The organism is Labilithrix sp., from assembly GCA_019637155.1.
GTDB lineage: Bacteria > Myxococcota_A > Polyangia > Polyangiales > Polyangiaceae > Labilithrix.
In genome coordinates this window covers 305023-330436 of record JAHBWE010000005.1, presented here as the reverse complement: position 1 = coordinate 330436, position 25414 = coordinate 305023, and the positions used below count along the sequence as shown (strand labels likewise).

Genomic DNA, 25414 nt, shown 5'->3' with positions numbered 1-25414 from the left:
CCTACGGCGGGGGGACCTTGAGCACCCCGCGCGCGAGCGCATCGCGCTGACGCGCGACCGCGGCCGCCAGCGCGGCGTCCTCCGGATGCCGCGCCGCGAGCCGGGTGTAGGCGTCGAGCGCGTCGCCGTACGCGTGCTGTGCCTCGGCGAGGCGTGCGGCGCGGACGAGGAGGTCCTCGCGCTCCGGCGCGCGCTCGGCGGCCGACTTCGTCAGCGAGAGCGCCCGGCGCGTTCCACCTCGTTGCGCTTCGATCTCCGCCGCGAAGAGGAGGTTCTCGACACATTGCGGTGGCGCTTCACAGCCAGCTCGCAGGAGGCGATCGAGCGCGGTGTCGACGCGCGCGCGCTGCCCCGTGCGCACCGAGAGAGAGACGAGCGCACGACCGCAAGCCGAACGATCGAGCACGGTCTCGGCGGCGTCCTCGAGCTCGGTGAATGCCCTGTCCAGCTCGCCTTTCTCGACCAGGAACTGCGCGCCGAGCTCGTGTCCTTCGCAACGCTCGGGCGAGAGCGCTCGCACGCGGGTCGCCGCCGCAAGGCCCTCCTCGATGCACGCGCCCCGATCGACCCCTTCGCACCACGGCTCCTTGTCGCGCACGTCGCCGAGGGTCGCCATCGCGATCCTGCGCCACGGTCCGATCGCGTTCGGATCGCGCGCGAGGATCGCCTGATCGATCACCACGACCGATGCCGGAAGCCGCTTTCCGAGCAACGTCGCGAGCTCTTCGAGCACCGCGCCGGCGCGGTCGCCTTCGGGAACGAGCTCGAGCGCATGATCGAGCTCCGTAACGAGCCGCGCCGCTTCGCCGAGCGCACAGCTGCGCGAGTCCTGCGTACACGCAAGTCGGTACTCGAGCCGTGCCTGCGCCGGGCTCCGTACATAGAACGCGCGGGCCAACAGCAGGTGCGCACGACCGAAGATGGGGCTGCGATCGAGTGCGCGCGCCGCCCACGGCACGACGCTGTCTTCACGGTGCACGAGCGCGCGCACCATTCCTGCGTACGGGAAGTACGCCTCCGCCGGATGACGGAGCATCACGGCCCGTGCGCGGCGTCGAAACTCGGCGCGATCGATGGACGTATCGAGCGCGACATCGCGGAACGAACGTTCTTCTCGGTACAGCTCGGCGCTCACGAACGGGAGGGTCGCGGCGATCCCGACGACCGTCGCGCCCGCGACGAGCGCCGCCGATAGCCGGGGCCGCCGAGCCCACACCGTGACCCGGCTTGTCTTGCTGCCGTCGCTCCCACGACCCCCGACCACAATCGCGGCGCAGAGGATGAGCGGCAGCATGACGCCGGGCACCTCGGAGCTGAAGTCGACGAGGTTGTGGAGGGCGGAGGCGACGAGGACCGCCCACGCCGCGATGGGAGGACGCGAACGCGTGAGCACAGTGCGCGGGCGGAGCGCCCAGCCTAGCGCGCCGAGCGCGCCGACAGCAACCGGGATGCCCCACTCCGTCGTCCACTGCGCGAGGACGTTCTCGGGATGAGTGAAGACCCAGTACTCGGTCCCCGTCCGAACCTCGGGGAAGACCGACTCGAACGCGCCACGGCCGACGCCGAAGACGCCGTAGCTGCGCAGCAGCTCGAACGCGTTCCGCGCGAGGTCGAGCTTCATCAGATCGTTGTGTGCGAACTTCTCCAGCGCCTCGTCGAACGCCGCGAGATAAAACACGGCCGCGCCGACGACAGCGGCCGCGGCGACGGCCGCAGGCCCGAAGACGGGAGATCCGATGTGCCTCCGCTGGCGAAGCGTGAGCAGCCCGACCACGGTGAGACCGACCGCGAGTGTGGCGATGCCGCCGCGCGAGAGGGACCACACCGTCGTCGCGCCGAGGAGGAGAACGACTATGACGGCGAGAACGCGAGGGACGGGTCCTCTCCGCTCGACGGCGGACCCGAACGCGAGGATGGCACCGACGTTCGCGTATGCCGCGAGGTGGTTCGTGTTCAGCAGCGGTCCGAGGTGATCGGGATCGTAGGCGAGGGTCTCACGCGGCTCATAGACGCCGAAGACGCGCCGAGCACCGATGACGGGATGGAGGAGCGCCGCCGCGGCGAGAAGGACCGCGGACGCGACGATGAGGCGCTCCAGGAACGCGACGCCGTCCTGCCGTCGCGTGACGTGATGCGCGGCGATGAAGACGGAGAGGTAGGTGACGCCGCGCAAGAGCTGCACGCGCGAGGCGGTCGGATCGAGCGAGATGGATCCGAACGCGGGTGCATCCTCGCGTAAAGGGTTGAGGGACCGCGCCCAGACGTCAGCGTTGCTGCTCGCGATCGCGCCAAGGACGCCGCTCGGAAGGGGCACGAGCTGAAGCGCCGTCCACGCGATGAGCACGACCGCGACGACGACGAGCGTCGTCGCAGCGGTGCGTGGGACCACGGGTTCCGCCTCGCGCGCGACGAGGAAGGCGACGAGCGCCGCCGCCGCGGCGACGACGCAGAGCACCTCCGTGTGGATCGCGCCGAGCGCGAGCACCGCGCCGGGGACGATCAGCGCAAGGAGCCAGTGCGCGCGAGACACCACCGTCCGAGCTTATCGCAACGCGCGCGGTCCGCGCGGTTGTGCAAGCGCGCAGACGAAGCGCGACGACGTCCCCGTCCCCCCCTCTGCGATGGATCACTGGATCTCGAACGCGAGCGGCTCGCTCGGCGGCGCCCCGGGATTCACGACCGTGACTTGCGCCGTGCCGCTCGTCGAGACGAGCGCGGCCGGAACGGTCGCCGAGACCGAGCACCAGAGGTCGTATCCTCCGGGGCACCCGAAGACGATGTCCTGTAAGAGCGCGCCGTTGAAGAAAACCTGCGCACCCGTGTCAATCATCCCAACCTGATTCAAATTCAGATTCCCCCACACCTTCAGCGTGAACGTCGCGCTTCCCGCCGGAACAGATGCGGGCTCCGGTGATCCGATCTCCGGCACGGGCATCTTCTTTACCGTCACCGTCGGAGTCGGATTGAAGCCAGCATCATCGTCTATCGCGCCCGCCTGCGGTGGCGTGACGAACGTGACCACGCGAAAGCCGCTCTCTCGATACTGGGACCGAACTCCGTCTGCGTCCCAGAAAGCGGTGAGCTTGTTCGGCGAGACGAAGGTGGTCGGAAGGACCCAGTGCGTGCTGGTCCCCAGGATCTCCACTTGCGAGCGAGACGTGAAGCATGCACCGTGAACGACGATCGTGCTGCCCGTCCGGTAGAGCGGCACGGGCGACTCGAACGACGTAACGATGGGGGCCGGATCCGGGCTCAGCTCGGGTCCCGCAGGGCATGGGCCTCCGTCCGATTCGTACGGAACCCACGTGCTCGCGTCGGACGCATCGACATTCGATGAGCCTCCCTCCGATGCATCTGCATCCGACACATCCGATGCGTCGAGCTCCGACGTGCTCGCGTCCGACGCGTCGGCGTCCGACGTGCTCGCATCGGACGCGTCAGGGTCCGACGAGGCACCGTCGGGTGCGTCGAGCGACGAGCTCGCGTCGAGCGCGTCGAGCGACGAGCTCGCGTCGGATGCGTCCGGCGTCGGCGGGTCGCCTTCCCCGCAGTCGTCAGGCTGGCACTCGCCGCCGCTCCGCGTTCGTCGGGAGCACCCGCGTCGTCACCGCCGCCCGGGTCGTCTGGAGAACATGCGGCGAACGCTCCTCCGAGGAGCGCCACCAAGATCGACGCGCGGTGAAAGGCTCGCAGGCTCATCGAGGCGTCTCCACGTGTTCACCGCTCGAACGGAATCCAATTTACCACACGACCCGACCGCGCCAGGCCGCACGCCGGAACGGGTGTTCGCGCCCGCGACGAAGGAGCGCCGATCAGACACCTGTGAACACCTTCACGCGCGCTCGCACGGAGCGCGCTCGCGCGAGGAGCCCGATGAGCCGCCGCATGAGGGCATCGTCCGAAGCGAAGTCGGAGTGCGGACGCGGCGGCTCTCGCATCATCCGGTCGAACTCCTCGACGGAGATCCCGAACTTCTTGCAGACGTAGATCTTGTCGGCGGCTGCGAGGTGCGGCGGATAGGGCGGGTTCTCGAGGTCGGCGAGCGCCTCCTCGCGCGTCATCTGCCCCGATCGGATCAATAGCGAGTAGTGATATCGCCTTTTGTCGATCCCGAACTTCGTCGGCAGGATGTAGCCTTGATAGAAGCGGGTGATGACCGATTCGAAGTGTTTCCCTGCATAGCGGCGATATCCGACGGCTCGCTCAAGCTCGGTGAACGCGCGCTCCTTGTTGTAGTCGGTGTACGAGAGCAATCCGATGTTGCGGATACCTAGCAGGCGTCTGTGAAGGGCGACCCCCACCGACGAGAGCGCCGGGAACGTCGTCATCGGCGCCCGCTCGTAGGCGCGGTTGATCGCGCGGATGTTGCGGAGGTCGGTCTTGCGGTGATGGTTCCACCCCTCCGGGAGGACGGACTCCGTCGCTTCGTTGTCGCCGGTGACGATGACCTTGAGCCGCTGTCTGCGCGCGGTGTGATACATGCCGGCGATGATCGCGTGGTCGCTGACGAGCTCGAGGTCGACGACGCCGGCACGCAGCAGCGAGAGCTGGATCCCGCGAAACTCCTCCCAGTCGATGACATGGGTAACGAGATCGAGATCGAGTCCACGCACGACTCGCTCGATGTTCAGAACCGCCAGCTCGGTGTTCCAACCGTTGTCCACGTGAACGACGAGCGGCCGCAGACCAGCGCGGACCGCAACGAGGACGGCATAGGAGCTGTCGATGCCGCCGCTGAGGCCCATGACGCAGTCGTAGCGCCGGCCGCGTCCGAGCTCCTTGATCTGTCTGACGATGCGAGCGAACTCGGCCTCGCGGTTCGCCGGCGAGACTGCGAGCTTCCGGTTGTCGAGGAAGTGGCAGAAGGTGCACACGCCGTCCGCGTCGAACGTGACGTTCGCGGACTCATCGAGGACACAGCGGACGCAGACGCTCACGACACGACTCCGGCGCTGAGGCTCTCGATCTCGCTACGCGTGAGATAGCTCACGAGGACCGCGCGATAGGGACCTTCGTAGATGAAGCGCGCGCCGACCCCTACCGCCGAGAGCGCGCCCTCACGCACGGCCGCACGCATGTTCCCGAGGTCGGAAGCACCACCACACGCGATGACGGGGACGTCGAAGCGTCCGCGGACGAGGCGCAGGAGCGTGAGGTCGAAGCCTTCCATCGTTCCGTCCCGGTCGACTGCGTTGAGGAGGATCTCTCCTGCACCGAGACGAATGAGGCGATCGATCCAGCGGAGGGGATTGGTCTCCGGGACCGGACGATCCGCGTGGGAAAAGACCTGATAGCGTCCGAGGGCGTCCTTTTGGACGTCAACCGACGCGACGACGCACTGCGAACCGAGCTCGGTCGCGAGCTCCTGGACGAGCGACGGCCGCTCGAGGGCAGCGGTGTTGATCGACACCTTCTCCATCCCAAGCCGCAGGATGCGTGTCGCATCATCGACAGAGCGAACGCCGCCGCCGTAGCAGATGGGCATGAAGGCCTCGCTTGCGATCTGCTCGAGGAGCTCGAAGTCCGGCCTCTTCCCGTCCTTCGTCGCGCGGATCTCGGTCAGGATGAGCTCGTCGACCTCCTTCTCGCTGAAGATCCGCACGATGTTGATCGGATCGCCGACGTACGCGGCGTTCCGAAAGCGCACCGTCTTCACGAGACCGCTCCGGCGGAGAAGGAGGACCGGAATGACGCGGACGCTAAGCATCAGCCAGTCTCTCGGAGCAGCGCGCTGCGCGGACGAAACCTCTCAACACGGCGAGCCCGTAGCGATGACTCTTCTCCGGATGAAACTGGGTGCCCATGACATGATCGCGACGAAGCGCGGCCGCAAATGGAATGCCATAGATGCAAGACGCCGCGACGTCCCGCGGATCCTCGCAAACGACGTGGTACGAGTGGACGTAGTAGAAGCGCCCCTCCTCGTCGAGCTCGGCAAAGAGCTCGCGGTCGAGGCACTTCGTGCGGTTCCAGCCCATATGCGGGACCTTGAGGTCGCGCGCGCGCGGTCCCTCGAACGCGAACCGACGCGTGAACGCCGGGACGAGACCGAGCCCCTCGAGCTTCCCCTCCTCGCTGCCGCTGCCGAGGAGCTGCATACCGAGGCAGATACCGAGGATAGGGACACGATCGTCCCGCACCCGGCGCTGGATCGCCTCGAACAGGCCGCGACTCTTGAGGTTCTGGATCCCGGCGTCGAACGCGCCGATGCCCGGCAGGACGATCGCGCTCGCCTCCGCGATCCGCTCGGAGGTGCGCACCGCGTCGGCCTCGACTCCGATGCGGCGGAACATGTTGATGACGGAGCCGACGTTGTTGACGCCGTAGTCGACGACGACAAGTCGGCTGCTTGCTGGTCCAGAGCTCATCCGTATTCTCGATACCGCTTGATGCCCTTGCGGAGCTCGGTCGGAAGCGGCGAATCGTCATCGACGTCGAGGCAGCGGAGTCGGTCACCCTCGAGCCGGTAGCGCAGACCCGATTCGGGACAGACCATCACACCGTCCGCTCCTGCCTGGAGCTTGTGGCCATGGCGGCTCATCCACCCCACGCGACGCGCCGGCACGCCGCTCATCATCGCGTAGTCAGCGACCGACTTCGTGACGACGGCGCCCGCCGCAACGAAGGCGTGGCGGCCGATCGTGACGCCGCAAACGATCGTCGCGTTCGCGCCGATCGTGGCGCCACGACGGACGAGCGTCGATTCGTAGAGATGGCGGCGTGCGACGGCGGAGCGCGGATTCGACACGTTGGTGAAGACACAAGACGGGCCGAGGAACACGTCATCCTCGATCGTGACGCCCGGATACACCGAGACGTTGTTCTGGATCTTGACGTTGTTGCCGATGCGCACGTCCTCGCCCACGAAGACGTTCTGGCCGAGATTGCACGACTCGCCGAGGTGTACGTTCTTCGAGACATGGCAAAAGAACCAGATCGTCGTGCCGGCACCGAGCGTCGACGGCTCGTCGACGTACGACGACGGGTGTACGAAGACGCCGGCCGCACGCTCCGTCATGAGCCGCTCACCGCGTCCGCGAGCGCGTCGGCGACATGATCGATCTGGGCGTCGGTGATCTCCGGGAACATCGGCAGGCTGAGGATCGAAGACGACCAGTCGCTCGCGTTCTCGTGCTCTTCACGCCGCGTTTCGAGATACGCATAGGCGGCGAGATCGGGCAGCGCGTGCGGGTAGTGCACGCCCGTGTCGATGCCTGCCGCCGCGAGCTTCTCCTTCACGGCGGAGCGATTCGCGACGCGAACGACGAACAGGTGGTAGACATGCTCGAAGGCGGGGGTCGCAGCCGGAACGACGACGCCGCGCACGTTCGCGAGGCGCTCGCGATAGCGATCGGCAGCGCGGATCCGCGCCTCCGTCCAGGCACGGAGGTGCGGCAACTTCACGTTCAGCACCGCAGCTTGGAGGTTGTCGAGGCGCGAGTTGGTGCCTTCGATCTCGTGGTCGTACTTCGCCTTCCGGCCATGGTTGGCGAGCATGCGCATGCGCTCGGCGAGCGCGGCGTCGTTCGAGACGATCGCGCCCGCGTCGCCGAAGGCACCGAGGTTCTTCCCCGGGTAGAAGCTGAACGCGGCCGCAACGCCGAAGCCGCCAACCGGCTTTCCAGCATGCATACCGAGATGGGCCTGCGCGCAATCCTCGACGACGAACAGCTCGTGGCGCTCGGCGACCGCGCCGAGCGCGGTCATGTCGCAGCTCCGGCCGTAAAGGTGCACGACGATGACGCCGCGGACCCTGCGGCCCGCCTTCTTCTCGCGCTCGATCGCGGCCGAGAGGGTCTCGGCCGTCATCACGTAGTTTGGTCCGCAGTCCGCGAACGCCGGGCGCCCACCGGCGAGCGTCACCGCCTCGGAGCTCGCGATGAAGGAGTTTGCAGCGGTGATGACGACCTCATTGGCACCAAGACCTAAGGCCCTCAGGATGACGACGAGCGCATCGGTGCCGTTTCCCACACCGATGCAATGACGCACGCCCTGCGCCGCCGCGAAACCCTGCTCGAACGCACGGAGCTGTGCCCCGCCGATGAACGCGCTCGCGTCCATTACGTCGCGGACGGCGGAGTCGAGCTCCTTCGAGAGCTGCGTTCGCTGAGCCTTGAGGTCCAAGAACGGAACTTTCATTGCAGGCTCACTTCTCGTGACCGAGCTTGCTTCGGCGCGGCTTGAAGCGTAGCCGGACCTCTTCGCCGGTCTCGATGGACTCGTAGAGCGCGGTGATGAGCTCGAGGCTCTTGCGTCCCTCGAGGCCATCGACCAGCGCCGGCGCTCCATTCGCGACGCAGTCGACGACGTGCTCAAGGTACGCCTGATGGCCGAAACCGTAGACGTTCGGTGGGTTCACCGAAAACCTCTTGAGGATCTCCTCGTCACCGGGGTGCTTGTGAACGAAGCTCCAATGCCGCATTTCGTTCACGGCGAAGCCGGCAATTTCCACCGTTCCCCCCTCTCCGAGCACCGACACCGATCCCTCGAGGTTGTCGGGCCGCGTGGCGGTCGTCGCCTCGATGACACCAAGCGCACCATTCGTGAAGCGGAGGACCGCGACCGCCGTGTCCTCGGTCTCGACATTGACGAGAGAGGTGCTGCTCTTCGCGAACACGGACTCGACGGAGCCCATGAGCCACTCGAGGAGATCGACGTGGTGGCTTGCCTGGTTGGCGAGGATACCGCCGTCATAGCGCCACGTTCCGCGCCACGAATCTTGGTCGTAGTACTCCTGCTTGCGGCACCAGCGCACGCGAATCGTGCCCATGACGAGCTTGCCGAACCGGCCCGCGTCCATCGCCTCGCGGAGCTTGCGCACCGGGAGATTCCAGCGGTTCTGCTTGACGATGAAGAGCTTGCAGCCTGCATGATCGCACGCCGCGATCATCGCGTCCGCGTCGTCGAGGGTGAGCGCCATAGGCTTCTCGCAGACGATCGCCTTGCCATGGCGGCTCAGGCGGATGACGTGCTCTGCGTGAAGACCACTCGGAGTCAGGACGACGACGACGTCGGGATGAACCGACGTCATCATCTCGTCCATGTCCGTGAAGTGGGGAACACCATACACGGCCCCGAACTTCGCCGCGCGCTCCGGCACGATGTCCGTGACGCCGACCAACATGGCGTTGGCGACCTGTTTCGTCGCCAGAAGCTGAGCGTGCCGTTCAGCGATCCTCCCGCAACCGACGAGCGCAAACCTCAGCATGACTCTCGCATCCTTGGTGGCGCCGCGGACGCCGCCGTTCGAGGCGCACTTAGCACAGCGCTCCTTCGGCGTTCGCGCGCTTGCATGGATCAGCTCTCGTCAACTCGCCACGGAGCCCGCGACTGCGATGATATGCCTCATCCACGCGAGTGTCGCAAGGAGAGAGCGCGCAGCCGAGATCGACGAGCCGCGCGACTCTTCCCGGCCGCAGAGAACGGCGAACAACAAGCTGGAAGGCGCACAGGGATCCCGGCCCCCTCCTTGACACCTTAAGGGTGCAGCGGTACGAGGCGCGAGGTTTCACGGGTCATGAGCGAGGTTCACGACGACTACAAGCGCGAGCACGAGGTCAAGCGTTCGACGAACCGCTCGTTCGGTTTCGTCATGACCGTCGCCTTCGCTGTCGTCGCCCTCGCGCCCTTGGTGAAGGGCCATCCCGTGCGTTGGTGGGCGGCGCCCATTGCAGCGGTGTTCCTCCTCGTCACGCTCGTGGCGCCGCGTGTGCTCGCTCCGCTCAATCTCCTCTGGTTCAAGCTCGGACTGCTCATCGGCAAGGTCACGAGCCCCATCTTCCTCGGGGTGTTCTTCTATTTCGTCCTTACGCCGCTCGCGCTGTTCCTTCGCGTGCTCGGGAAGGACTTCCTGCGCCTTCACCGCGACGGCGGCGCCGCTAGCTACTGGATCCCGAGGTCCCCCCCTGGTCCGGAGCCCGCTTCCCTCCGTCGCCAGTTCTAACGCGAGGTCCGATGCTCTCCCTCGTCGTCGAGCTTTGGCAGTTCCTGCGTGCTCGCAAGAAGTATTGGCTCATCCCGCTCGTCGTCTCGATGTTCGTGCTCGGGTTGCTCCTCGTCCTGGCCAAGGGTTCTGCCGTCGCGCCGTTCATCTATACGCTGTTCTGAGCGATGCGTATCGTCGGCATCTCGGCCTTCTACCACGACAGTGCCGCGGCGCTGATCGACGACGGACGCGTCGTTGCCGCAGCTCAGGAAGAGCGCTTCACACGAAAGAAACACGACGCGGGCTTCCCGAAGCACGCGCTCGAGTACGTGCTCTCCGAGGCCGGCACGCGGCTCCGCGACATCGACGCCGTCGCCTTTTACGACAAGCCATTCCTCAAGTTCGAGCGGCTGCTGGAGACATATCTCGCGTTTGCGCCGAAGGGCTTTCGTTCCTTCAGCATGGCAATACCGCTCTGGCTGCGCGAGAAGCTCTTTCAAAAAGACCTCCTGCGAGATCACCTGCGGAACGTCGACGACGCATTCGATCTCGAGAAGCTCCTCTTCTCCGAGCATCACGTGAGCCACGCGGCGAGCGCGTTCTTCCCATCACCGTTCGAGAAAGCGGTCGTCCTCACGATGGACGGTGTCGGGGAGTGGGCGACGACCTCCTGCGCGATCGGCGACGGCAAGCAGCTCACCGTCACGAAGGAGATCCATTTCCCGCACTCGATCGGTCTCCTCTATTCGGCATTCACCTACTACACCGGCTTCAAGGTCAACTCCGGTGAGTACAAGGTGATGGGCCTCGCGCCATACGGCGAGCCCCGCTATGCGCAGACCATCCTCGACAACGTCATCGACCTCAAGGAGGACGGCTCCTTCCGGTTGGATCAATCGTATTTCGATTACTGCACCGGCCTCCGCATGACGAACGACAAGTTCCATGCGCTCTTCGGCGGGCCGCCGCGCCAGCCCGACAAGGAGCTCCTCGTGCAGAGGCACATGGATCTCGCGGCGTCGATTCAGCACGTCTGCGAGGAGATCGTGCTCCGTCTGACGCGCTCGCTCGCGAAGGAGACGCAGCTCCGGAACCTCTGTTTGGCCGGAGGCGTCGCATTGAACTGCGTCGCCAATGGGAAGATCCTCCGTGACGGAAAGTACGAGCGCATATGGATCCAGCCTGCTTCCGGCGACGCCGGAGGCGCAGTGGGTGCTGCGCTCGCGGCGTTCCACATTCACCACGAGAAGGACCGCGTCGTGACTCCCGGCGCCGTCGACGGCATGTCGGGCGCTTACCTCGGACCCAAATTTTCGCCCGCTGATGCTCAAACGCGGCTCCGTGCGGCCGGAGCGAAGTTTGACGTCCTCGACGACGCCGAGATCATCACGCGCACGGCGCATGCCCTCGCGAACGAGCAAGCGATCGGATGGTTCCACGGCAGGATGGAGTTCGGACCGCGCTCGCTCGGCGCACGCTCGATCATCGCCGACGCGCGCTCGCCGCAGATGCAGAAAACACTCAACCTCAAGGTGAAGTACCGCGAGTCCTTCCGGCCTTTTGCTCCTGCCGTCCTACGCGAGGACATCGCCGATTGGTTCGAGCTCGACGCCGACAGCCCCTACATGCTGCTCGTCGCCGACGTTCAACCCAAGCGCTGCTCGAAGATGACGGAGGAGCAACAGAAGCTGTTCGGCATCGACAAGCTCAACGTCGCTCGCTCCGAGATCCCTGCCGTCACACACGTCGACTACTCCGCCCGCGTGCAGACGGTCCACTCGGCCACGAACCCCCGCTTTCACGCCCTGCTCACCGAGTTCAAGCGACTCACCGACTGCCCCGTCGTCGTGAACACGAGCTTCAACGTCCGCGGAGAGCCGATCGTGTGCACGCCCGAAGACGCCTTTCGCTGCTTCATGGGCTGCGAGCTCGACGTGCTCGTCGTCGAGAATTGCTGGCTGGAAAAGGGCAAACAGGACGAGAAGCTGAAGCTCGATTACAAGAATGCCTTCGACCTCGACTAAAGCGCTGCGCGCGCGGGCACGTCAGGTCTTCGTAATCTCCGCGATCACGCTCGTCACGACCCTCGTCATCGGTGAGCTCGGGCTGCGCATCGTCGGCTATGAAGACCCCCCGATATACCGCCAAGATGCCCGCCTCGGCTGGGTCGCGAGAGCAAACCTCACGACGCGCTGGCGCGAGGAAGGCGACACGACCGTGTCCTTCAACTCTGCGGGAATGCGCGACGTCGAGCACGCGATCGCGAAGGCGCCGGGCGTCTATCGCATCGCGGTCATGGGCGACTCGTATACGGAGGCCCTCCAGGTCGACCATGACAAAGCGTTCTCGACGCTGCTCGAGCGCGAGCTCGAAGGCTGTCCTGCGCGAAACGGCCGCCGCATCGAGACACTCAACTTCGGCGTCTCGTCCTACGGGACCGCGAACGAGCTACTGCGCCTCGAGGACCAGGCCTTCGAATACGGGCCCGATCTGGTCCTCCTCGCGTTCTTCGTCGGGAACGATGTCCAGGACAACCATCCAAAGCTCGACCACCTGACCGTCAAGAACCGCCCCTATTTCGAGATGCGCGACGGGGCGCTCACGCTCGTGCCGCCTCCCGGGCTCTCCGGCGCGCGTGCCCTCTGGCAGAGCGTCCTCCCGCATTCGAGGACCGCTCAGCTCGCGGAGAGGGTTCGGAAGAATCGCGCGTCTCGAGACGCTGCCACCGCGAGCCCGACCGTACTCGAAGCCGGTATCCCCGGCGAGCTGTTCAAGACCGCGCTGCCGCCGGTATGGGAGGAGGCGTGGCGCGTGACGGAAGAGCTCCTGATTCGGATGAAGCAGGAGGTCGCGGAGAAGCGCTCTTCGCTCCTGATCGCGACGATCGCGGACGGCATCGCGATCCATCCCGACGACGACATCCGTCGACGCTTCCTCGCGCAGGTGGGTGGCGACGACCTGTTCGCTCCCGACATACGCGTCGCCGAGATCGCGAAGCGCCATGACATTCCGAACCTCGATCTCGGCCCGCCGATGCTCGCCCAAGCGAAGGAGAGCAAGGCTTGTCTTCATGGTCTCCCCAATCGAGCGAAGTGCAGTGGTCACTGGAACGAGATGGGGCACGCCGCGGCCGCGAAGCTCATGGGCGACGAGATCTGCGCGCGTTGGAGGACCGGACTCGCCGCACCATGAGGCTCCGGCTCACCGAAGCGAGGCCACCTCATCGTAGTTGGTTAAAGAGCGACGCTAGGATCGCGCTCGAGGTCCAAGATCCGAGCACGTGCCTCGCCCACGAGGTAGAGCGAGCCACACACGACGACGGGGAGACCGCGTGCGCTCGCGCAGGCGGCGGCGACGGCATCGTGGAGGGACGCCGACGGCGTGCCTGGATAGAGCGCTGCCAGCTCGGCTGGCGCGGCGGGTGCACGACCCGCGGGGGAGACGTAGAAGCGCGGCGCGTCGAGCTCCGCGACGTGCGCCAGCATTGCGCGCCATGGCTTGTCCGCTAGCGCGCCGAACACCACTGCGCCGATGGGCTCGCCGCGTAGCGCCGCCACGAGGGCCGCCGCGCCGTCCGCGTTGTGAGCGCCGTCGAGGATGAAAGAGCCTTTCGGCGTCGCGATGCGTTCGAGGCGGCCGGGCCAGGATGTCGTCGCGATGCCGTGGGATATGGCGGCGGGGGTGAGGGTGAGGAGGCGGCCGAGCTCGGCGGCGACGCCCGCGTTGCTTCGCTGATGCGGGCCGGCCAGGCCGATCGGGTCGTCGTACGGTGGCGCCTCGACGAGCGGCGCGCCCGCCGCTTGGATCGCGGCGAATGCCTCCGCCGGGAGCGGACCGTGCACCAGCGGCACGCCCGGGCGCGCGATCCCCCCCTTCTCGCGCGCGATCTCCGCGAGCGTGTCGCCGAGCTTGTCTTGATGGTCCAGCGCGATCCCCGTGATCGCGCTTGCGCGCACCGTATCCGCTGGGAGCACGTTCGTGGCGTCGAGGCGGCCGCCGATGCCGACCTCGATGATGGCGAGGTCGACCTTCGCCGCGCGGAAGGCCAGGAACGCCGCGAGCGTCGCGGTCTCGAAGAACGAGATGTCGTGGCGTAGCGCCTCGTCGAGCACGACCGCCAGCGACGCGTCGTCGATGGGCTCGCCGTCGATGCGGATACGCTCCGCGAAACGGACGAGGTGCGGGCTCGTATAGAGGCCGGTCTTCAGGCCTGCCGCGCGCGCGATCGACTCGACCATCGCGCACGTGCTCCCCTTCCCGTTCGTGCCGGCGACGTGCACGGATGGGAACGCGCGCTCGGGGTGGGCGGTGGCGGCGCAGGCTTCGCGCATCGCGTCGAGGCCGAGGCGCATGCCGAGCGGCACGCGGGCGTAGAGCGCTTCGAGTTGGCGCTTCACGCGAGGGCGGTGTGGGCGTCGCGGCTGAGGTGGCTCACGAGGAGCGCGAGCTCCGTCTTCATCTCGGCGCGGGGGACGATGCGGTCGACCATGCCGTGGTCGAGGAGGAACTCGCTCGACTGGAAGCCGTCGGGGAGCTTCTGGCGGATCGTCGTCTCGATGACGCGTGGGCCCGCGAAGCCGATGAGGGCGTTGGGCTCCGCGACGTTGACGTCGCCGAGGAAGGAGAAGCTCGCGGCGACGCCGCCGGTGGTGGGGCCGAGGAGGACCGAGATGAACGGGACCGCGGCGTCGCGGAGGCGCTCGCGCGCGGCGACCGTCTTCGCCATCTGCATCAACGAGAGAATGCCCTCCTGCATCCGCGCGCCGCCGCTCGTCTGGAGGAGGACGACCGGGAGACGACGCTCCGCGCCGCGCTCGAAGAGACGCGCGATCTTCTCGCCGACGACGGAGCCCATCGAGCCGCCCATGAAATGGAAGACGAAGGCGCCGTAGGCGACCGGGATGCCGTCGATGCGCGCGGCGCCGATCTGGATCGCGTCCTTCGTGCGCGTGTTCTTCTGCGCGGCGGCGACGCGGTCGGGGTAGGACTTGCCGTCGCTGAACTTGAGCGGATCGTCGGGGATGAGGCCGGCGTCCCACTCGTCGAGACGACCGTCGTCGAGGAGGAGCTCGCGCCAGCGCGCGGCCGCGAGCTTGTGGTGCTGGCCGCAGTGCGGACAGACCTCGAAGTTCTTCTCGAAGGCCTCCGCCGCCATCGTCTCGCCGCAGCCGTCGCACTTGCGGAAGACGCCCTTCGCGAAGCTCGTCTTCTCGCTCGCGTCGAGGCCGCCGGGCTTTTTGTCGGGCCAATCGCTCACGGGGTCGAAATAGCAGCATGTCTGGTATCCTGCGAGCCCTCTCATGCCGAGCTTCGACATCGTCTCGAAGGTGCCCTGGCACGAGGTCGACAACGCCCTCGGCCAAGCCCAGAAAGAGATCGCGCAGCGCTTCGACTTCAAGGACACCGGCACCGAGGTCGTGAAGAACGCCGAGGGCATCACCGTGACGTCGAACAGCGAGGACCGCGCCAAGGCGGGGCTCACCGTGCTGCAGGAGAAGCTCATCAAGCGGAAGGTGAGCCTCAAGTTCCTCGACGTCGAGAAGCCGAGGAAGACGTCGAAGGGCGGCGCGAGCATCCTCGCGAAGGTGAAAGAGGGCATCGACGCCGAGCCGGCGCGGAAGATCGTGGCGGCGATCAAGGACGCGAAGCTCAAGGTGACGTCGGCGATCCAGGACGCGCAGGTGCGCGTGACCGGGAAGAACAAGGACGACCTCCAGAAAGCGATCGCGCTCGTGCGGGGAATGGACCTCGACATCGAGCTCTCGTTCGTCAACTTCAGGGACTGACCAGATGGCAGCGAAAAAGACGACCACGAAGACGAACGGCGCGAGCGAGAAGCACGCCGCGCCCGCGAAGCCCGCTCCGGTGCGGCAGCTCTTCGGCACCGACGGCATCCGCGGCACCGCGAACGAGTGGCCGATGACGCCCGAGATCGCGATGAACCTCGGCAAGGCCGTCGCGCACGTCGCGCGGCAGGGCACGCGGTTCGCGCACGTGCCGCGCATCCTGATCGGCAAGGACACGCGGCTCTCCGGGTACATGATCGAGCAGGCGATCGCGGCCGGCATCACGTCGATGGGGGCGCGCGTCATCCTGTGCGGTCCGATCCCCACCCCCGCCGTGGCGCAGCTCACCGTGAGCATGCGCGCCGACGCCGGCATCGTCATCAGCGCGAGCCACAACCCGTACCAGGACAACGGGATCAAGATCTTCGGGCCCGACGGGTTCAAGCTGCCGGACGAGCGCGAAGCGGAGATCGAGCGGCTGATGGCGACCGAGACGCTCGCGCGGCCGACCGGGCCCGGCATCGGCAAGGCCTCGCGGCTCGAGGACGCGGGCGGGCGCTACGTCGTGTTCGCGAAGACGACGTTCCCGCGCGGGCTCACGCTCGACGGTGTGCGCATCGTCGTCGACGCCGCCCACGGCGCCGCGTACAAGGTCGCGCCGCTGGTGTTCACCGAGCTCGGCGGATCGGTCACGTCGATCGGGGTGAAGCCGAACGGCGTGAACATCAACAAGGACGCCGGCGCGCTCCACCCCGACAACGTGCGCGCCGAGGTGGTGAAGAAGTACGCGCAGATCGGGATCGCGCTCGACGGCGACGCCGATCGGCTCATCGTCATCGACGAGAAGGGCCAGATCGTCGACGGCGACGTCGTCATGGCGATGTGCGCGTCGCGCCTCCTGGACGACGGCCAGCTCGGCAAGAACACGTTGGTCGCGACGGTCATGTCGAACCTCGGGCTCGAGCGCGCGATGGAGGCGCGCGGCGCGAAGCTCGTTCGGACGCAGGTCGGCGATCGCTACGTCGTCGAGGCGATGCGGAAGAACGGCTACAACCTCGGCGGCGAGCAGTCGGGCCACCTCATCTTCCTCGACCACGCCTCGACGGGCGACGGCATCGTCGCGGCGCTGCAGGTGCTCGCGATCATGGTGCGGACGGGGCGGCCGCTGTCGGAGCTCGCGAAGGAGGCGATGGAGCGCGTCCCGCAGGTCCTCGAGAACGTGACCTTGCCGGCGCGGAGGCCGCTCGACGAGATGAAGACGCTGAGCGCGAGCACGGCGAAGGTGACGAAGGAGCTCGGCGACGACGGGCGCGTCTTGATCCGCTGGAGCGGCACCGAGCCGAAGCTCCGCATCATGCTCGAGGGTCCGGACGAGGATCAGCTCCGCATATGGGCGAAGGACCTCGCCGGCGCGGCGCAGAAGGACGCGCGGGCGTAGCGCGTGGCGGCAAGGGTCCGTCCCGGAACGGCGAACGACGTCCCGGTCGTCCTCGCGCTGATCCGCGAGCTGGCCGAGTACGAGCGCGAGCCGGACGCCGCGGTCGCGACGGCGGAGGACCTCCTCCGTGACGGATTCGGCGATGAACCTGCGTTCCATGTTCTGATCGCCGAGGACGGCGGCGAGCCGATCGGGTTCGCGCTCTACTTCTTCAGCTACTCGACGTGGCGCGGGCGTCGCTGCCTCTACCTCGAGGACCTCTTCGTGCGGCCGGCGCACCGCGGGCGCGGCGCGGGCGTCGCGCTCATGCGCGCGCTCGCGCGGGCGGCGGTGGCGGCCGAGTGTCCGCGCTTCGTCTGGCAAGTCCTCGACTGGAACCAGCCGGCGATCGACTTCTACGAGAAGCTCGGCGCGAAGGTGACGCGCGAGTGGCTCACGGTCCGGCTCGAGGGCGACGCGCTCGCGGCCCTCGCGCGTGATTAGCTCCAGAAGATCGGGACGAACTTGTCGATCCCCGCCGGGGGCCAGATCGCGCGGCGGCGGGTCAGGGTGCCGTCGGGGGCGCGGAAGACGTATTCGCAGGGGTGGCCCCATGGGACGCCTGGCTCGCGGTCGATGAAGAAGAGCCAGCCGGTGACGGCGTCGGCGTTCGGGAGCGCGGGCTCGCCGAAGGCGTCGACCGCGCTCCGCGCGTGGAGCGGCTCCGGCAGGACGTAGACGACCGAGCCGCGACCGAGATCGGGGAGCAGCGCGCCGATCACCTCGCTCCGGAGCGCGCGCGGGGGGGCGCTCGTCCAGCGCGGGCCCGGGAGGTCGGGGGCGCCGAACGCCGCGTCCATCACCGAGGCGACGGCGGAGCCCTTCTGCACGCGCTCGCTCACGCGCGTGACGACGCCGTCCTCGATCCGGAACACCTGCGACGGATCGACCGAGGCGACGACGTACGGCGAGTGCGTCGACGCGATGATCTGCACGGTGGGGAACGCGCGGCGGAAGTCGCCGAGGATGCGGGACTGCCAGCGCGGATGGAGGTGCTTGTCGACGTCGTCGATGACGTACGCGAGCTCCGCGCCGGCGCGGTCGTGCGAGAGGCGGAGGAGCTCGAGCGTCATCACGAGGACCGACTCGAACGCCTCGCCGAGCTCGGTCGCGCGCGCCTCGCCGGTCGGCGTCTCGAAGTAGAGGACGCCGTCCTCGACCCGCTCGAACCGATACGGCCAGAGGACCCGATCGAGGACCGGCGCGACCCGCTCGCGCGGCGCGGCGGCGACCCACGCGACGAGCGGGTCGCCCGTGTCGTCATCGCCGTCGTCCTCGTCGCCCTCGTCCTCGTCGCCGTCGTCTTTCGGCGCGACCGCGAACGCCGCGTTCGGCGCGCTCGTGGCGAGCGCGGTCCTCCAGCGCTCGAAGGACGCGGCGGGGAGGCCCTTCAGCCGGCTCCAGCCCTCCCGCGGGAGCTCCTTCTCGAGCGTCACGATCACGCGCTGGCCGTCGATCGCCTCGTCGAGGACGACGCGGCAGCGCGCGTCCTCTGCGCCGCGACGGACGTCGCTCGCGTCGAGCTCCGACGCGGCGCCCGCCGCCTCGGCGAGGATCGCCGCGATCGTGCGGAGAAGCATCGTCTTGCCCGCCGCGCTCTCGCCGACGAGGACGATCGCGTCGAGCGGCGCGCCCGTCTCGTCGCAGAAGTTGACCTCCGCTCGCTCGAACGTCGCGAGTCGCTCGAAGACGAGTCCGCGGAGCCGCATGCGCGAGGGATAGCACGTGACAGCGCCGGCCGGCGTGAGGTCACCGTGACGACACGCCGGCCCGCGCGGCGATCAGTACCGGTAGTGCTCGGGCTTGAAGGGGCCCTCGACCGAGACGCCGAGGTACTTCGCCTGGTCCGCGGTGAGCTTCGTGAGCTTCACGCCGAGCTTGCCGAGGTGGAAGGCGGCGACCTTCTCGTCGAGCAGCTTCGGGAGGGTGTAGACCTTCTTCTCGTACTTCGAGGAGTTCTTCCAGAGCTCGATCTGCGCGAGGGTCTGGTTCGAGAACGAGGAGCTCATCACGAACGACGGGTGGCCGTTCGCGCAGCCGAGGTTCACGAGGCGGCCGCGCGCGAGGAGCGTGAGGCGCTTGCCGTCCGGGAAGACGAACTGGTCGACCTGCGGCTTGATGTTGACCTCCTTGATCTCGGGGTTCTTCTCGAGCCAGGCGACGTCGATCTCGCAGTCGAAGTGGCCGATGTTGCAGAGGATGGCCTGGTCCTTCATCGCCTTCATGTGCTCGGGGCGAACGATGCCGGAGCAGCCCGTCGCGGTGACGATGATGTCGGCCTGCGGCGCCGCCTCCTCCATCGTCGTGACCTGGTAGCCCTCCATCGAGGCCTGGAGCGCGCAGATCGGGTCGACCTCGGTGACGAGGACGCGCGCGCCGAGGCCGCGGAGCGCCTGGCAGCAGCCCTTGCCGACGTCGCCGTAGCCCGCGACGACCGCGACCTTGCCCGCGAACATGACGCCGGTGGCGCGCTTGAGGCCGTCGCCGAGCGACTCGCGGCAGCCGTAGAGGTTGTCGAACTTCGACTTCGTGACGGAGTCGTTGACGTTGAAGGCGGGGACCTTGAGCGTGCCCTTCTTCGCCATCTCGTAGAGGCGGTGCACGCCCGTCGTCGTCTCCTCCGAGATGCCCTTGATGCCGTCCGGACCGTCGAAGAGCGCGGGGTGCTTCTCGTGCGCGATGATCGTGAGATCGCCGCCGTCGTCGAGGATCATGTTCGGGCCCTTGCCGTCCTTGAAGGCCTTGAGCTGCATCTCGATGCACTGCTCGTACTCGGCCTCGGTCTCGCCCTTCCACGCGAACACGGGGACGCCGGTGACCGCGATCGCGGCCGCGGCGTGGTCCTGCGTCGAGAAGATGTTGCACGAGGTCCAGGTGACCTCGGCGCCGAGCGCGGTGAGCGTCTCGATGAGGACCGCGGTCTGGATCGTCATGTGGAGGCAGCCCGCGATGCGCGCGCCCTTGAGCGGCTGCGACGGGCCGTACTCCTTGCGGATCGCCATGAGGCCGGGCATCTCGCTCTCGGCGATCTCGATCTCCTTGCGGCCCCAGTCAGCGAGCTTGATGTCGGCGACCTTGTAGTTCGTGTTGCTCATGGCTTGTCTTTCCTTTTCCCGATCAGCACCTGCCACGGCAGGTGAGCGTCTTTGCCCTTCCCGCACCACGCGGCGGGCAGTCGAATCACGTCGATGTCACAGAGGCCCGCTTCGCGCGCGAAGCGGCGGAGCTCGTCCGGCTCGAACCCGAGCCACAGGTCGGCCTCGTCGCGCATCGACTCGTCGTCGTGGCGCGCGTAGTCGATGACGACGACGGCGGCGCCCGGCCGCGCGAGGCGCGCGAGCTGCGTCACGAGGTCGACCGGCCGCGGCGCGTGATGCAAGAAGCGCGAGGCGAACACGACGTCAGCGCCGTCGCCCACGTGCTCGAGCAGCTCCGCCGCGCCGAGCTCGGACTTGAGGAGGCGCACGTTCACGAAGCCGCGCGCGGCGACGCGGGCGCGCGCGCGCTCGAGCTGCAGCTCGGAGCGATCGACCGCGATGACCTTCTCGAAAGCAGGGGCGAGCACGTCGAGGAGCGCGCCGTCGCCGGTGCCGGCGTCGACCGCGAGCTTCCGCGCGGGCAGGAGCCGCGCGAGCGCGGCGATGTACGCGGCGCTCGCGTCGGCGGGCTCGAGCCCCGCGCCGCGCTCGGAAGACCGAGCGCCCCCCTGCTCCCGCGCGAAGAACTCGCGCCCGACCCGATCGCGCTCGCGCAGCACCTCGGCGACGCGCGCGAGCGAGCCGTCGCCTTCGCAGAGCGCGCGCCCGCTCGCGAGCGCGTCGGCGACGACGGGATCGGCCGACGCGGCCTCCGCGATGCGGACGAGCGCGCGCGTGCCCTGCTTGCGCGAGAGGAGGAGCCCGGCGCTCTTCAGCGGCGCGACGTGCCGCGAGACGTTCGGCTGACTCTCGTCGAGCAACTCCGCGAGCTCCCCGATCGCGAGCTCCTCCTCCGCCGCGAGCGCGAGGAGCTTGAGCCGTACGGGCTCGGCGAGCACGCGATAGAGCTCCCAGCGCGTCGTCGAAGCTGCCGCCGTGGCGACCATCGCTTCTATATATTCGCCCATACGAATGAACGCAAGATGGGTCGTTTGACCAAGTTTTGTCGGCCAATCGCGTTTGTGCGTACCTTTCACTACAATAGCTGGCCATGCTCCGATGGTTCCTCGCGACGCTGCTCATCGCCTGCGCCCAGCCCGCTTCGCCAAGCGCGGCGCCGAGCGGCCCGCCCGAGCCTCCTCCGGAGCCTCCGTCGCCGCGCGCACCCGAGCCCGAGCCTCAGCCCGAGCCCGAGCCCGAGCCTGAGCCGCCGCCGGCGCCGGCCGCGCCGCGGTGGAACGACGTCCCGCTCGACAAGCGTGATCCCGCTCTCGCCGGCGTCGCGCTCAGCTCCGCGTGCAAGACGAACGCCGACTGCGTCGCGATGATGACGACGCTCGACGGACCGCTCGTATGCTGCAACCCGTCGACGTGCCGCGACGTCGTCGTCCTCGACAAGGCGTCCGCGAAGAGGCTCGGTCCGCGCTGCGAGGCGCACCAGCGAACGCGCAAACCGTCGCCGCAAGGCTGGACCCCCTGCCCGCCCCTCGACTGCGCCGAGGCTCCGCCGCCGCCGCTCTGCGTCGACCACCGCTGCCAGATGCCGTGAGCTACTTCTGGTAGGTCGCCGCGCGCGCGAGGTCCGAACGACCGCGGAGCCACGCGACGAGCGCAGCGACGCCCGCAGCGAAGTCCACCTTCGGCGACCAGCCGGTCTTCCGGCGTAGCTTCGTCGCGTCGGAGAGGAGCCGCTCGACCTCGCTCAGCGCGGGACGCTGGCGGTCCGCCTCCACCTCGAACGTCACCTCCACGCCGATCTCCTTCGCGATCGCGAGCGCGGCGTCGCGGACGGAGACCTCCACGCCGGTCCCGGTCTGGAAGACGTCACCATGGACCGAGTCGTCGGCCTCCGCGATCGCGAGGAACGCCTCGACGGTGTCGCTCACGAAGTTGAAGTCGCGCGTCGGCGTCAGGTTGCCGAGCAAGAGCGACGTCCTCCCCGCGAGGAGCTGCGCGGCGATCGTCGGAAGCACGGCGCGCAGGCTCTGCCGCGGGCCGTACGTGTTGAACGGGCGGAGCGTCACGGCGGGGAGGCCGAAGGATCGATAGAACGACTCGACGACCATGTCGGCCGCGATCTTCGTCGCGGAGTACGGCGACTGCGGCTGGAGGGGATGCGACTCCGTGATCGGGACGAAGCGCGCCGTCCCGTAGACCTCGCTCGTCGACGTGTGAACGAGGCGCTTCGTGCCGTGCGTCAGGCACGCCTTCGCGACGTTCAGCGTGCCGTTGATGTTCGTGGCGACGTAGCTCTCCGGCGCGTCGTACGAATACGGGATCGCGATGAGCGCCGCGAGGTGCAGCACGGTGTCGTGCCCGCGTACGAGGTCGTCGACGAAGAACGGATCGCGAACGTCTCCAAGGGCGACACGGAGGTTCTTGGGAGGCGCGTTCGCGATCGGCTCGAGCCACCCATGGTGACCATTCGAGTTGTAGAGGCACAGCGCCGTGACCTTCTCGCCGCGTTCGACGAGGCGCTCCACGAGGTGACTTCCGATGAAGCCATCCGCCCCCGTCACCAGCACGTTTCCGAGATCGCGAGCCATCGCGGCCAGCTTACCGCTATTCGGCTGGCGCTTCGTCGCCCGAGCGCGTCCGCGGCGCGAGGTGGTGGCGGAGCACGATGCCTGCGCTCATCGCGGCGACGAAGGCGACGGCGCCGGGGGCGTGGGCGGCGGCGGACGTGAGCGCGGGGCCGGGGCAGAAGCCGCCGAGGCCCCAACCTACGCCGAAGATCGCGGCGCCGGCGAGGAGCGGGGCGTCGAGGCCGGTGCGCGACGGGAGGTCGAAGCGCGGCGCGAAGAGGGGCGCGCCGCGGCGGCGGAGCCACTGGTACGCGGCGGCGTGGACGCCGATCGCGCCGACCATCACGAGCGCGAGGCTCGCGTCCCACGCGCCCGCGACGTCGAGGAAGCCGAGCACCTTGGCCGGCTTCGTCATCCCCGACACGACGAGCCCCACCCCGAAGAGCCCGCCGGTCAGGAGGCCGATCGCGACGTCGCGCGCCCGCGCCGTCACGACGGCCTCGCGAGGAGGACGAGGACGATGTGGTCGACGACGAACACGGTCGCGGCGCCGGACGCGATGAACGTGAGCGTCGCCGCGAGGGAGCGCGCGGAGAGGCGGCTCGAACCGCAGACGCCGTGGCCGCTCGTGCACCCGCCCGAGAGGCGCGTGCCGAAGCCGACGAGCAGGCCGGCGGCGACGGTGAGGCCGAGCGGGCGCGCGGGCGCGTCCGCGAACGCGCCCGGCGCGGCGAGCGCGGCGAGGAGCCCGCTCGCGAGGAGCCCCAGCACGAACGACACGCGCAACGCGGTGGCCTGTCCGCGGAGGAACAGGCTGCCGAAGATGCCGCTGATGCCCGCGACCTTGCCGTGCGTGTAGAGCAGGATCGACGCCGCGAGGCCGATGAGGACGCCGCCGATCAGGGCGGGGATGGGCGTGAAGTCGTGCATGGGTCTCCTCGCGCGTACGCGTCAGCGCCGCTTGTACTCGCGGTCCTCGTCGAGCGCCTTGCGCGTCGTGGTCGCGTTCCGGTCGATCACCGCCTGATCGACCTTCCGATCGGTCGCCGTCGTGCCGCTCGCGACGTTGTACGCCGTCACGCCGGTGTCGCTCTCGGTCGTGGTCGGCGGCTGGCCCGCCGTCGCGCTCGCCTCGTAGCGCTGGCTGCGCGTCGCCGTGTCGGTGCGATACTTGTACGCCGGATCGGCCGGCGCGAGGTTCTTCGCCGCGTCGGGGTGCTCGGAGACGAGCGAGAAGTACTCGACGAGCGAGCCGTCGAAGTGGACCGTCGGGTAGCCGAGGATGACGCGTGACGCGAAGCCGTTCACCTGCACCTCGAAGTTCGTCCGGCACTGCGAGACGACGACCTTGGTCGCGCGATCGGCCGGCGCGTAGCCCGCGTCGGTGAAGATCTGCGCGAGCTGGGCTTTGCTCTTGTACTTCCAGTTCGCGCCGCCGGCGTCCTCGACGAGGCTCGCCCACGGGAAGCTGACCGCGCCCTTCACGTGCCCCTCGTAGAGCACGTACGACTTCCCCTGCCCCGTCGCGTCTTCGCTCGGCGCGCCGGTCGAGCTCCACGCCGTCGTGATGAACTGACCGGGGTGGGTCGAGAAGAACGACGCCGTCGTCGTCGTCCGATCGAACTGGCCCGTCGGCCGCGCGTCGATGATGAACTGCTTGTCGAAGCCGCCGACGACGTTCGGCGCCGAGAGCTGGCCGTCGACGATCGCGAGGAAGTCCTCGAGCGGCAGCGTGAGCGCGGTGTGATCGCGGCGCAGCGACTTGACGCTGAAGCCGTCGTTCGAGATCGAGCTCTCCGGGGTCTTGTTGCTGCCGAGCGCGCCGGTGTAGTTCTTCTGCAGCGAGCCGTTGACGATCGCGAGGTGGTCGAGCTCGACGCCCCAGTAGCTCAGCCAGTACGTCGCGCGCGCGAGCTCCTGGAAGAACGCCCCGTTCGCGGCGGCGTTCTCGCCCGCGGCGAAGACGAGGAAGTCGCGGCTCGGATCGATCCCGTAGCGCGACAACCAGTCGTCGGTCGTCGGACCGCTCGCCTGGTAGCGCACGGAGTTGGAGACGAGCCCGGTGTCGCGCGTCTCGTTGAACCGGAACGCGTCGAGCTCGTAGACGTGGACGTTGCCGCTCGGGTTCGAGGGCACGAAGTTCTCGCCCGCGGCGCGGTTGGCGCCGTTCAGCTGGAGGACGACGAGCCGCGCGTCGGCGGAGAGGTGCGCCGGCCTGCCGTTCGGCGCCGCCGTCGCCGCGGCGGTGTCCGCGGTCGCCCACGTCGTCGCGTACGTCTTCAGCGTGTCGGCCTCGATGAGCCCCCACCGGTTGTGCGCGTAGTCGTCCGCCGACTCGTTCGTGAGCGTGTCGACGGCGGCGGCGGGAGGCAGCCCCGACTCCGCGTCGGCGTCCGGGTCCTCGCCCGCGTCGAGCTCCGGCGCGGCGTCCGGGGTGACGCCCGCGTCCTCCGTATTCGCGGCGTTGTTGATCGACGTGGTCGTGCACGCCGCGAACGACGTCACGCTCACGGCGGCGGCGGCAAAGACCAGAAGGGTGAGGGCACGGGGCTTGTTCATGGATT

The 25414-nt window shown here is 68.2% G+C and carries 25 protein-coding genes; 8 read left to right on the top strand and 17 right to left on the bottom strand.

The window, feature by feature from the left end:
* Position 1: 1 nt before the first annotated feature.
* From KF837_12375 to KF837_12340, 8 genes are all read right to left on the bottom strand, one after another.
* Positions 2–2533 (bottom strand): O-antigen ligase family protein, encoded by a 2532-nt coding sequence (locus KF837_12375; protein ID MBX3228108.1) that lies wholly within the window; start codon positions 2531–2533, stop codon positions 2–4.
* 93 nt (positions 2534–2626) lie between these two features.
* Positions 2627–3211: a hypothetical protein gene (locus KF837_12370; protein ID MBX3228107.1), complete on the bottom strand. Its 585-nt coding sequence runs from the start codon at positions 3209–3211 to the stop codon at positions 2627–2629.
* Positions 3212–3812: 601 nt separating this feature from the next.
* A complete protein-coding gene (locus tag KF837_12365) occupies positions 3813–4937 on the bottom strand; it encodes an N-acetyl sugar amidotransferase (protein MBX3228106.1) in 1125 nt (374 codons plus the stop codon).
* Positions 4934–5707, bottom strand: a complete 774-nt coding sequence (locus KF837_12360) for an AglZ/HisF2 family acetamidino modification protein (GenBank protein ID MBX3228105.1) — start codon at positions 5705–5707, stop codon at positions 4934–4936. The genes KF837_12365 and KF837_12360 overlap by 4 nt, the downstream gene beginning before the upstream one ends.
* Positions 5700–6368 carry an imidazole glycerol phosphate synthase subunit HisH gene (gene hisH, locus KF837_12355; protein ID MBX3228104.1) on the bottom strand — a complete coding sequence of 223 codons (669 nt, stop codon included), beginning with the start codon at positions 6366–6368 and terminating at the stop codon, positions 5700–5702. Before hisH ends, KF837_12360 begins: the two co-directional genes overlap by 8 nt.
* Positions 6365–7018, bottom strand: a complete 654-nt coding sequence (locus tag KF837_12350; protein ID MBX3228103.1) for an N-acetyltransferase — start codon at positions 7016–7018, stop codon at positions 6365–6367. Before KF837_12350 ends, hisH begins: the two co-directional genes overlap by 4 nt.
* On the bottom strand, positions 7015–8124 hold the full coding sequence (locus KF837_12345) for a DegT/DnrJ/EryC1/StrS family aminotransferase (GenBank protein MBX3228102.1): 1110 nt from the start codon (positions 8122–8124) through the stop codon (positions 7015–7017). Before KF837_12345 ends, KF837_12350 begins: the two co-directional genes overlap by 4 nt.
* Positions 8125–8146: 22 nt before the next feature.
* A complete protein-coding gene (locus KF837_12340) occupies positions 8147–9208 on the bottom strand; it encodes a Gfo/Idh/MocA family oxidoreductase (protein ID MBX3228101.1) in 1062 nt (353 codons plus the stop codon).
* Between the two features lie 309 nt (positions 9209–9517).
* Here KF837_12340 and KF837_12335 point away from each other — a divergent pair, with 309 nt between their 5' ends.
* The 4 genes from KF837_12335 to KF837_12320 are packed head-to-tail and all read left to right on the top strand — an operon-like array spanning position 9518 to position 13117.
* The gene (locus KF837_12335; GenBank protein MBX3228100.1) at positions 9518–9943 is read left to right on the top strand and encodes a hypothetical protein; all 426 of its coding nucleotides are present in this window, start codon (positions 9518–9520) and stop codon (positions 9941–9943) included.
* An 11-nt stretch (positions 9944–9954) separates the two neighbouring features.
* Positions 9955–10107, top strand: a complete 153-nt coding sequence (locus tag KF837_12330; GenBank protein MBX3228099.1) for a hypothetical protein — start codon at positions 9955–9957, stop codon at positions 10105–10107.
* Positions 10108–10110: 3 nt separating this feature from the next.
* Positions 10111–11949, top strand: a complete 1839-nt coding sequence (locus KF837_12325) for a carbamoyltransferase (protein MBX3228098.1) — start codon at positions 10111–10113, stop codon at positions 11947–11949.
* Complete coding sequence (locus KF837_12320) at positions 11930–13117, top strand: SGNH/GDSL hydrolase family protein (protein ID MBX3228097.1); 1188 nt, start codon at positions 11930–11932, stop codon at positions 13115–13117. The genes KF837_12325 and KF837_12320 overlap by 20 nt, the downstream gene beginning before the upstream one ends.
* 41 nt (positions 13118–13158) lie before the next feature.
* On the opposite strand, the gene KF837_12315 is transcribed toward KF837_12320, so the two are convergent.
* Both KF837_12315 and accD read right to left on the bottom strand, forming a co-directional pair.
* A complete protein-coding gene (locus tag KF837_12315) occupies positions 13159–14277 on the bottom strand; it encodes a bifunctional folylpolyglutamate synthase/dihydrofolate synthase (GenBank protein ID MBX3228096.1) in 1119 nt (372 codons plus the stop codon).
* 41 nt (positions 14278–14318) lie between these two features.
* Complete coding sequence (accD, locus tag KF837_12310) at positions 14319–15227, bottom strand: acetyl-CoA carboxylase, carboxyltransferase subunit beta (protein ID MBX3228095.1); 909 nt, start codon at positions 15225–15227, stop codon at positions 14319–14321.
* Here accD and KF837_12305 point away from each other — a divergent pair.
* Genes KF837_12305 through KF837_12295 form a run of 3 tightly spaced genes read left to right on the top strand, consistent with a single transcriptional unit; the run spans position 15226 to position 17632 of the window.
* Entirely contained in the window at positions 15226–15711 is a 486-nt protein-coding gene (locus tag KF837_12305; GenBank protein MBX3228094.1) for a YajQ family cyclic di-GMP-binding protein, read from the top strand. The two genes, accD and KF837_12305, sit on opposite strands and share 2 nt — an antisense overlap.
* A gap of 4 nt (positions 15712–15715) precedes the next feature.
* Positions 15716–17149, top strand: coding sequence for a phosphoglucosamine mutase (locus KF837_12300; GenBank protein ID MBX3228093.1), 1434 nt, complete (start codon positions 15716–15718; stop codon positions 17147–17149).
* 3 nt (positions 17150–17152) lie between these two features.
* Positions 17153–17632 (top strand): GNAT family N-acetyltransferase, encoded by a 480-nt coding sequence (locus KF837_12295; GenBank protein MBX3228092.1) that lies wholly within the window; start codon positions 17153–17155, stop codon positions 17630–17632.
* Here KF837_12295 and KF837_12290 read toward each other — a convergent pair.
* From KF837_12290 to KF837_12280, 3 genes are all read right to left on the bottom strand, one after another.
* A complete protein-coding gene (locus KF837_12290) occupies positions 17629–18897 on the bottom strand; it encodes an AAA family ATPase (protein ID MBX3228091.1) in 1269 nt (422 codons plus the stop codon). The two genes, KF837_12295 and KF837_12290, sit on opposite strands and share 4 nt — an antisense overlap.
* A 72-nt stretch (positions 18898–18969) precedes the next feature.
* Positions 18970–20283 (bottom strand): adenosylhomocysteinase, encoded by a 1314-nt coding sequence (gene ahcY / locus KF837_12285; protein ID MBX3228090.1) that lies wholly within the window; start codon positions 20281–20283, stop codon positions 18970–18972.
* Positions 20280–21272, bottom strand: coding sequence for a metalloregulator ArsR/SmtB family transcription factor (locus KF837_12280; GenBank protein MBX3228089.1), 993 nt, complete (start codon positions 21270–21272; stop codon positions 20280–20282). Before KF837_12280 ends, ahcY begins: the two co-directional genes overlap by 4 nt.
* 104 nt (positions 21273–21376) lie before the next feature.
* Here KF837_12280 and KF837_12275 point away from each other — a divergent pair, with 104 nt between their 5' ends.
* On the top strand, positions 21377–21874 hold the full coding sequence (locus KF837_12275) for a hypothetical protein (protein ID MBX3228088.1): 498 nt from the start codon (positions 21377–21379) through the stop codon (positions 21872–21874).
* A gap of 1 nt (position 21875) precedes the next feature.
* On the opposite strand, the gene KF837_12270 is transcribed toward KF837_12275, so the two are convergent.
* Genes KF837_12270 through KF837_12255 form a run of 4 tightly spaced genes read right to left on the bottom strand, consistent with a single transcriptional unit; the run spans position 21876 to position 25409 of the window.
* Complete coding sequence (locus tag KF837_12270) at positions 21876–22871, bottom strand: SDR family NAD(P)-dependent oxidoreductase (GenBank protein ID MBX3228087.1); 996 nt, start codon at positions 22869–22871, stop codon at positions 21876–21878.
* 16 nt (positions 22872–22887) lie between these two features.
* The gene (locus KF837_12265) at positions 22888–23343 is read right to left on the bottom strand and encodes a YeeE/YedE family protein (protein MBX3228086.1); all 456 of its coding nucleotides are present in this window, start codon (positions 23341–23343) and stop codon (positions 22888–22890) included.
* A complete protein-coding gene (locus KF837_12260) occupies positions 23340–23780 on the bottom strand; it encodes a YeeE/YedE family protein (GenBank protein MBX3228085.1) in 441 nt (146 codons plus the stop codon). Before KF837_12260 ends, KF837_12265 begins: the two co-directional genes overlap by 4 nt.
* 21 nt (positions 23781–23801) lie before the next feature.
* Positions 23802–25409 carry a hypothetical protein gene (locus KF837_12255; GenBank protein ID MBX3228084.1) on the bottom strand — a complete coding sequence of 536 codons (1608 nt, stop codon included), beginning with the start codon at positions 25407–25409 and terminating at the stop codon, positions 23802–23804.
* Positions 25410–25414 lie beyond the last annotated feature (5 nt).

Excerpts from the sequence above, each read along its gene's own strand:
- KF837_12300 (MBX3228093.1), top strand. The coding sequence starts at position 15,716 with ATGGCAGCGAAAAAGACGACCACGAAGACGAACGGCGCGAGCGAGAAG.
- KF837_12350 (MBX3228103.1), bottom strand. The coding sequence starts at position 7,018 with ATGACGGAGCGTGCGGCCGGCGTCTTCGTACACCCGTCGTCGTACGTC.
- KF837_12305 (MBX3228094.1), top strand. The coding sequence starts at position 15,226 with ATGCCGAGCTTCGACATCGTCTCGAAGGTGCCCTGGCACGAGGTCGAC.
- KF837_12315 (MBX3228096.1), bottom strand. The coding sequence starts at position 14,277 with ATGCGCCTCGGCCTCGACGCGATGCGCGAAGCCTGCGCCGCCACCGCC.
- KF837_12360 (MBX3228105.1), bottom strand. The coding sequence starts at position 5,707 with ATGCTTAGCGTCCGCGTCATTCCGGTCCTCCTTCTCCGCCGGAGCGGT.
- KF837_12275 (MBX3228088.1), top strand. The coding sequence starts at position 21,377 with ATGCTCCGATGGTTCCTCGCGACGCTGCTCATCGCCTGCGCCCAGCCC.
- KF837_12325 (MBX3228098.1), top strand. The coding sequence starts at position 10,111 with ATGCGTATCGTCGGCATCTCGGCCTTCTACCACGACAGTGCCGCGGCG.
- KF837_12330 (MBX3228099.1), top strand. The coding sequence starts at position 9,955 with ATGCTCTCCCTCGTCGTCGAGCTTTGGCAGTTCCTGCGTGCTCGCAAG.
- KF837_12320 (MBX3228097.1), top strand. The coding sequence starts at position 11,930 with ATGCCTTCGACCTCGACTAAAGCGCTGCGCGCGCGGGCACGTCAGGTC.
- KF837_12280 (MBX3228089.1), bottom strand. The coding sequence starts at position 21,272 with ATGGTCGCCACGGCGGCAGCTTCGACGACGCGCTGGGAGCTCTATCGC.
- KF837_12290 (MBX3228091.1), bottom strand. The coding sequence starts at position 18,897 with ATGCGGCTCCGCGGACTCGTCTTCGAGCGACTCGCGACGTTCGAGCGA.
- KF837_12340 (MBX3228101.1), bottom strand. The coding sequence starts at position 9,208 with ATGCTGAGGTTTGCGCTCGTCGGTTGCGGGAGGATCGCTGAACGGCAC.
- KF837_12270 (MBX3228087.1), bottom strand. The coding sequence starts at position 22,871 with ATGGCTCGCGATCTCGGAAACGTGCTGGTGACGGGGGCGGATGGCTTC.
- KF837_12335 (MBX3228100.1), top strand. The coding sequence starts at position 9,518 with ATGAGCGAGGTTCACGACGACTACAAGCGCGAGCACGAGGTCAAGCGT.
- ahcY (MBX3228090.1), bottom strand. The coding sequence starts at position 20,283 with ATGAGCAACACGAACTACAAGGTCGCCGACATCAAGCTCGCTGACTGG.
- KF837_12260 (MBX3228085.1), bottom strand. The coding sequence starts at position 23,780 with ATGCACGACTTCACGCCCATCCCCGCCCTGATCGGCGGCGTCCTCATC.
- hisH (MBX3228104.1), bottom strand. The coding sequence starts at position 6,368 with ATGAGCTCTGGACCAGCAAGCAGCCGACTTGTCGTCGTCGACTACGGC.
- accD (MBX3228095.1), bottom strand. The coding sequence starts at position 15,227 with ATGAGAGGGCTCGCAGGATACCAGACATGCTGCTATTTCGACCCCGTG.
- KF837_12255 (MBX3228084.1), bottom strand. The coding sequence starts at position 25,409 with ATGAACAAGCCCCGTGCCCTCACCCTTCTGGTCTTTGCCGCCGCCGCC.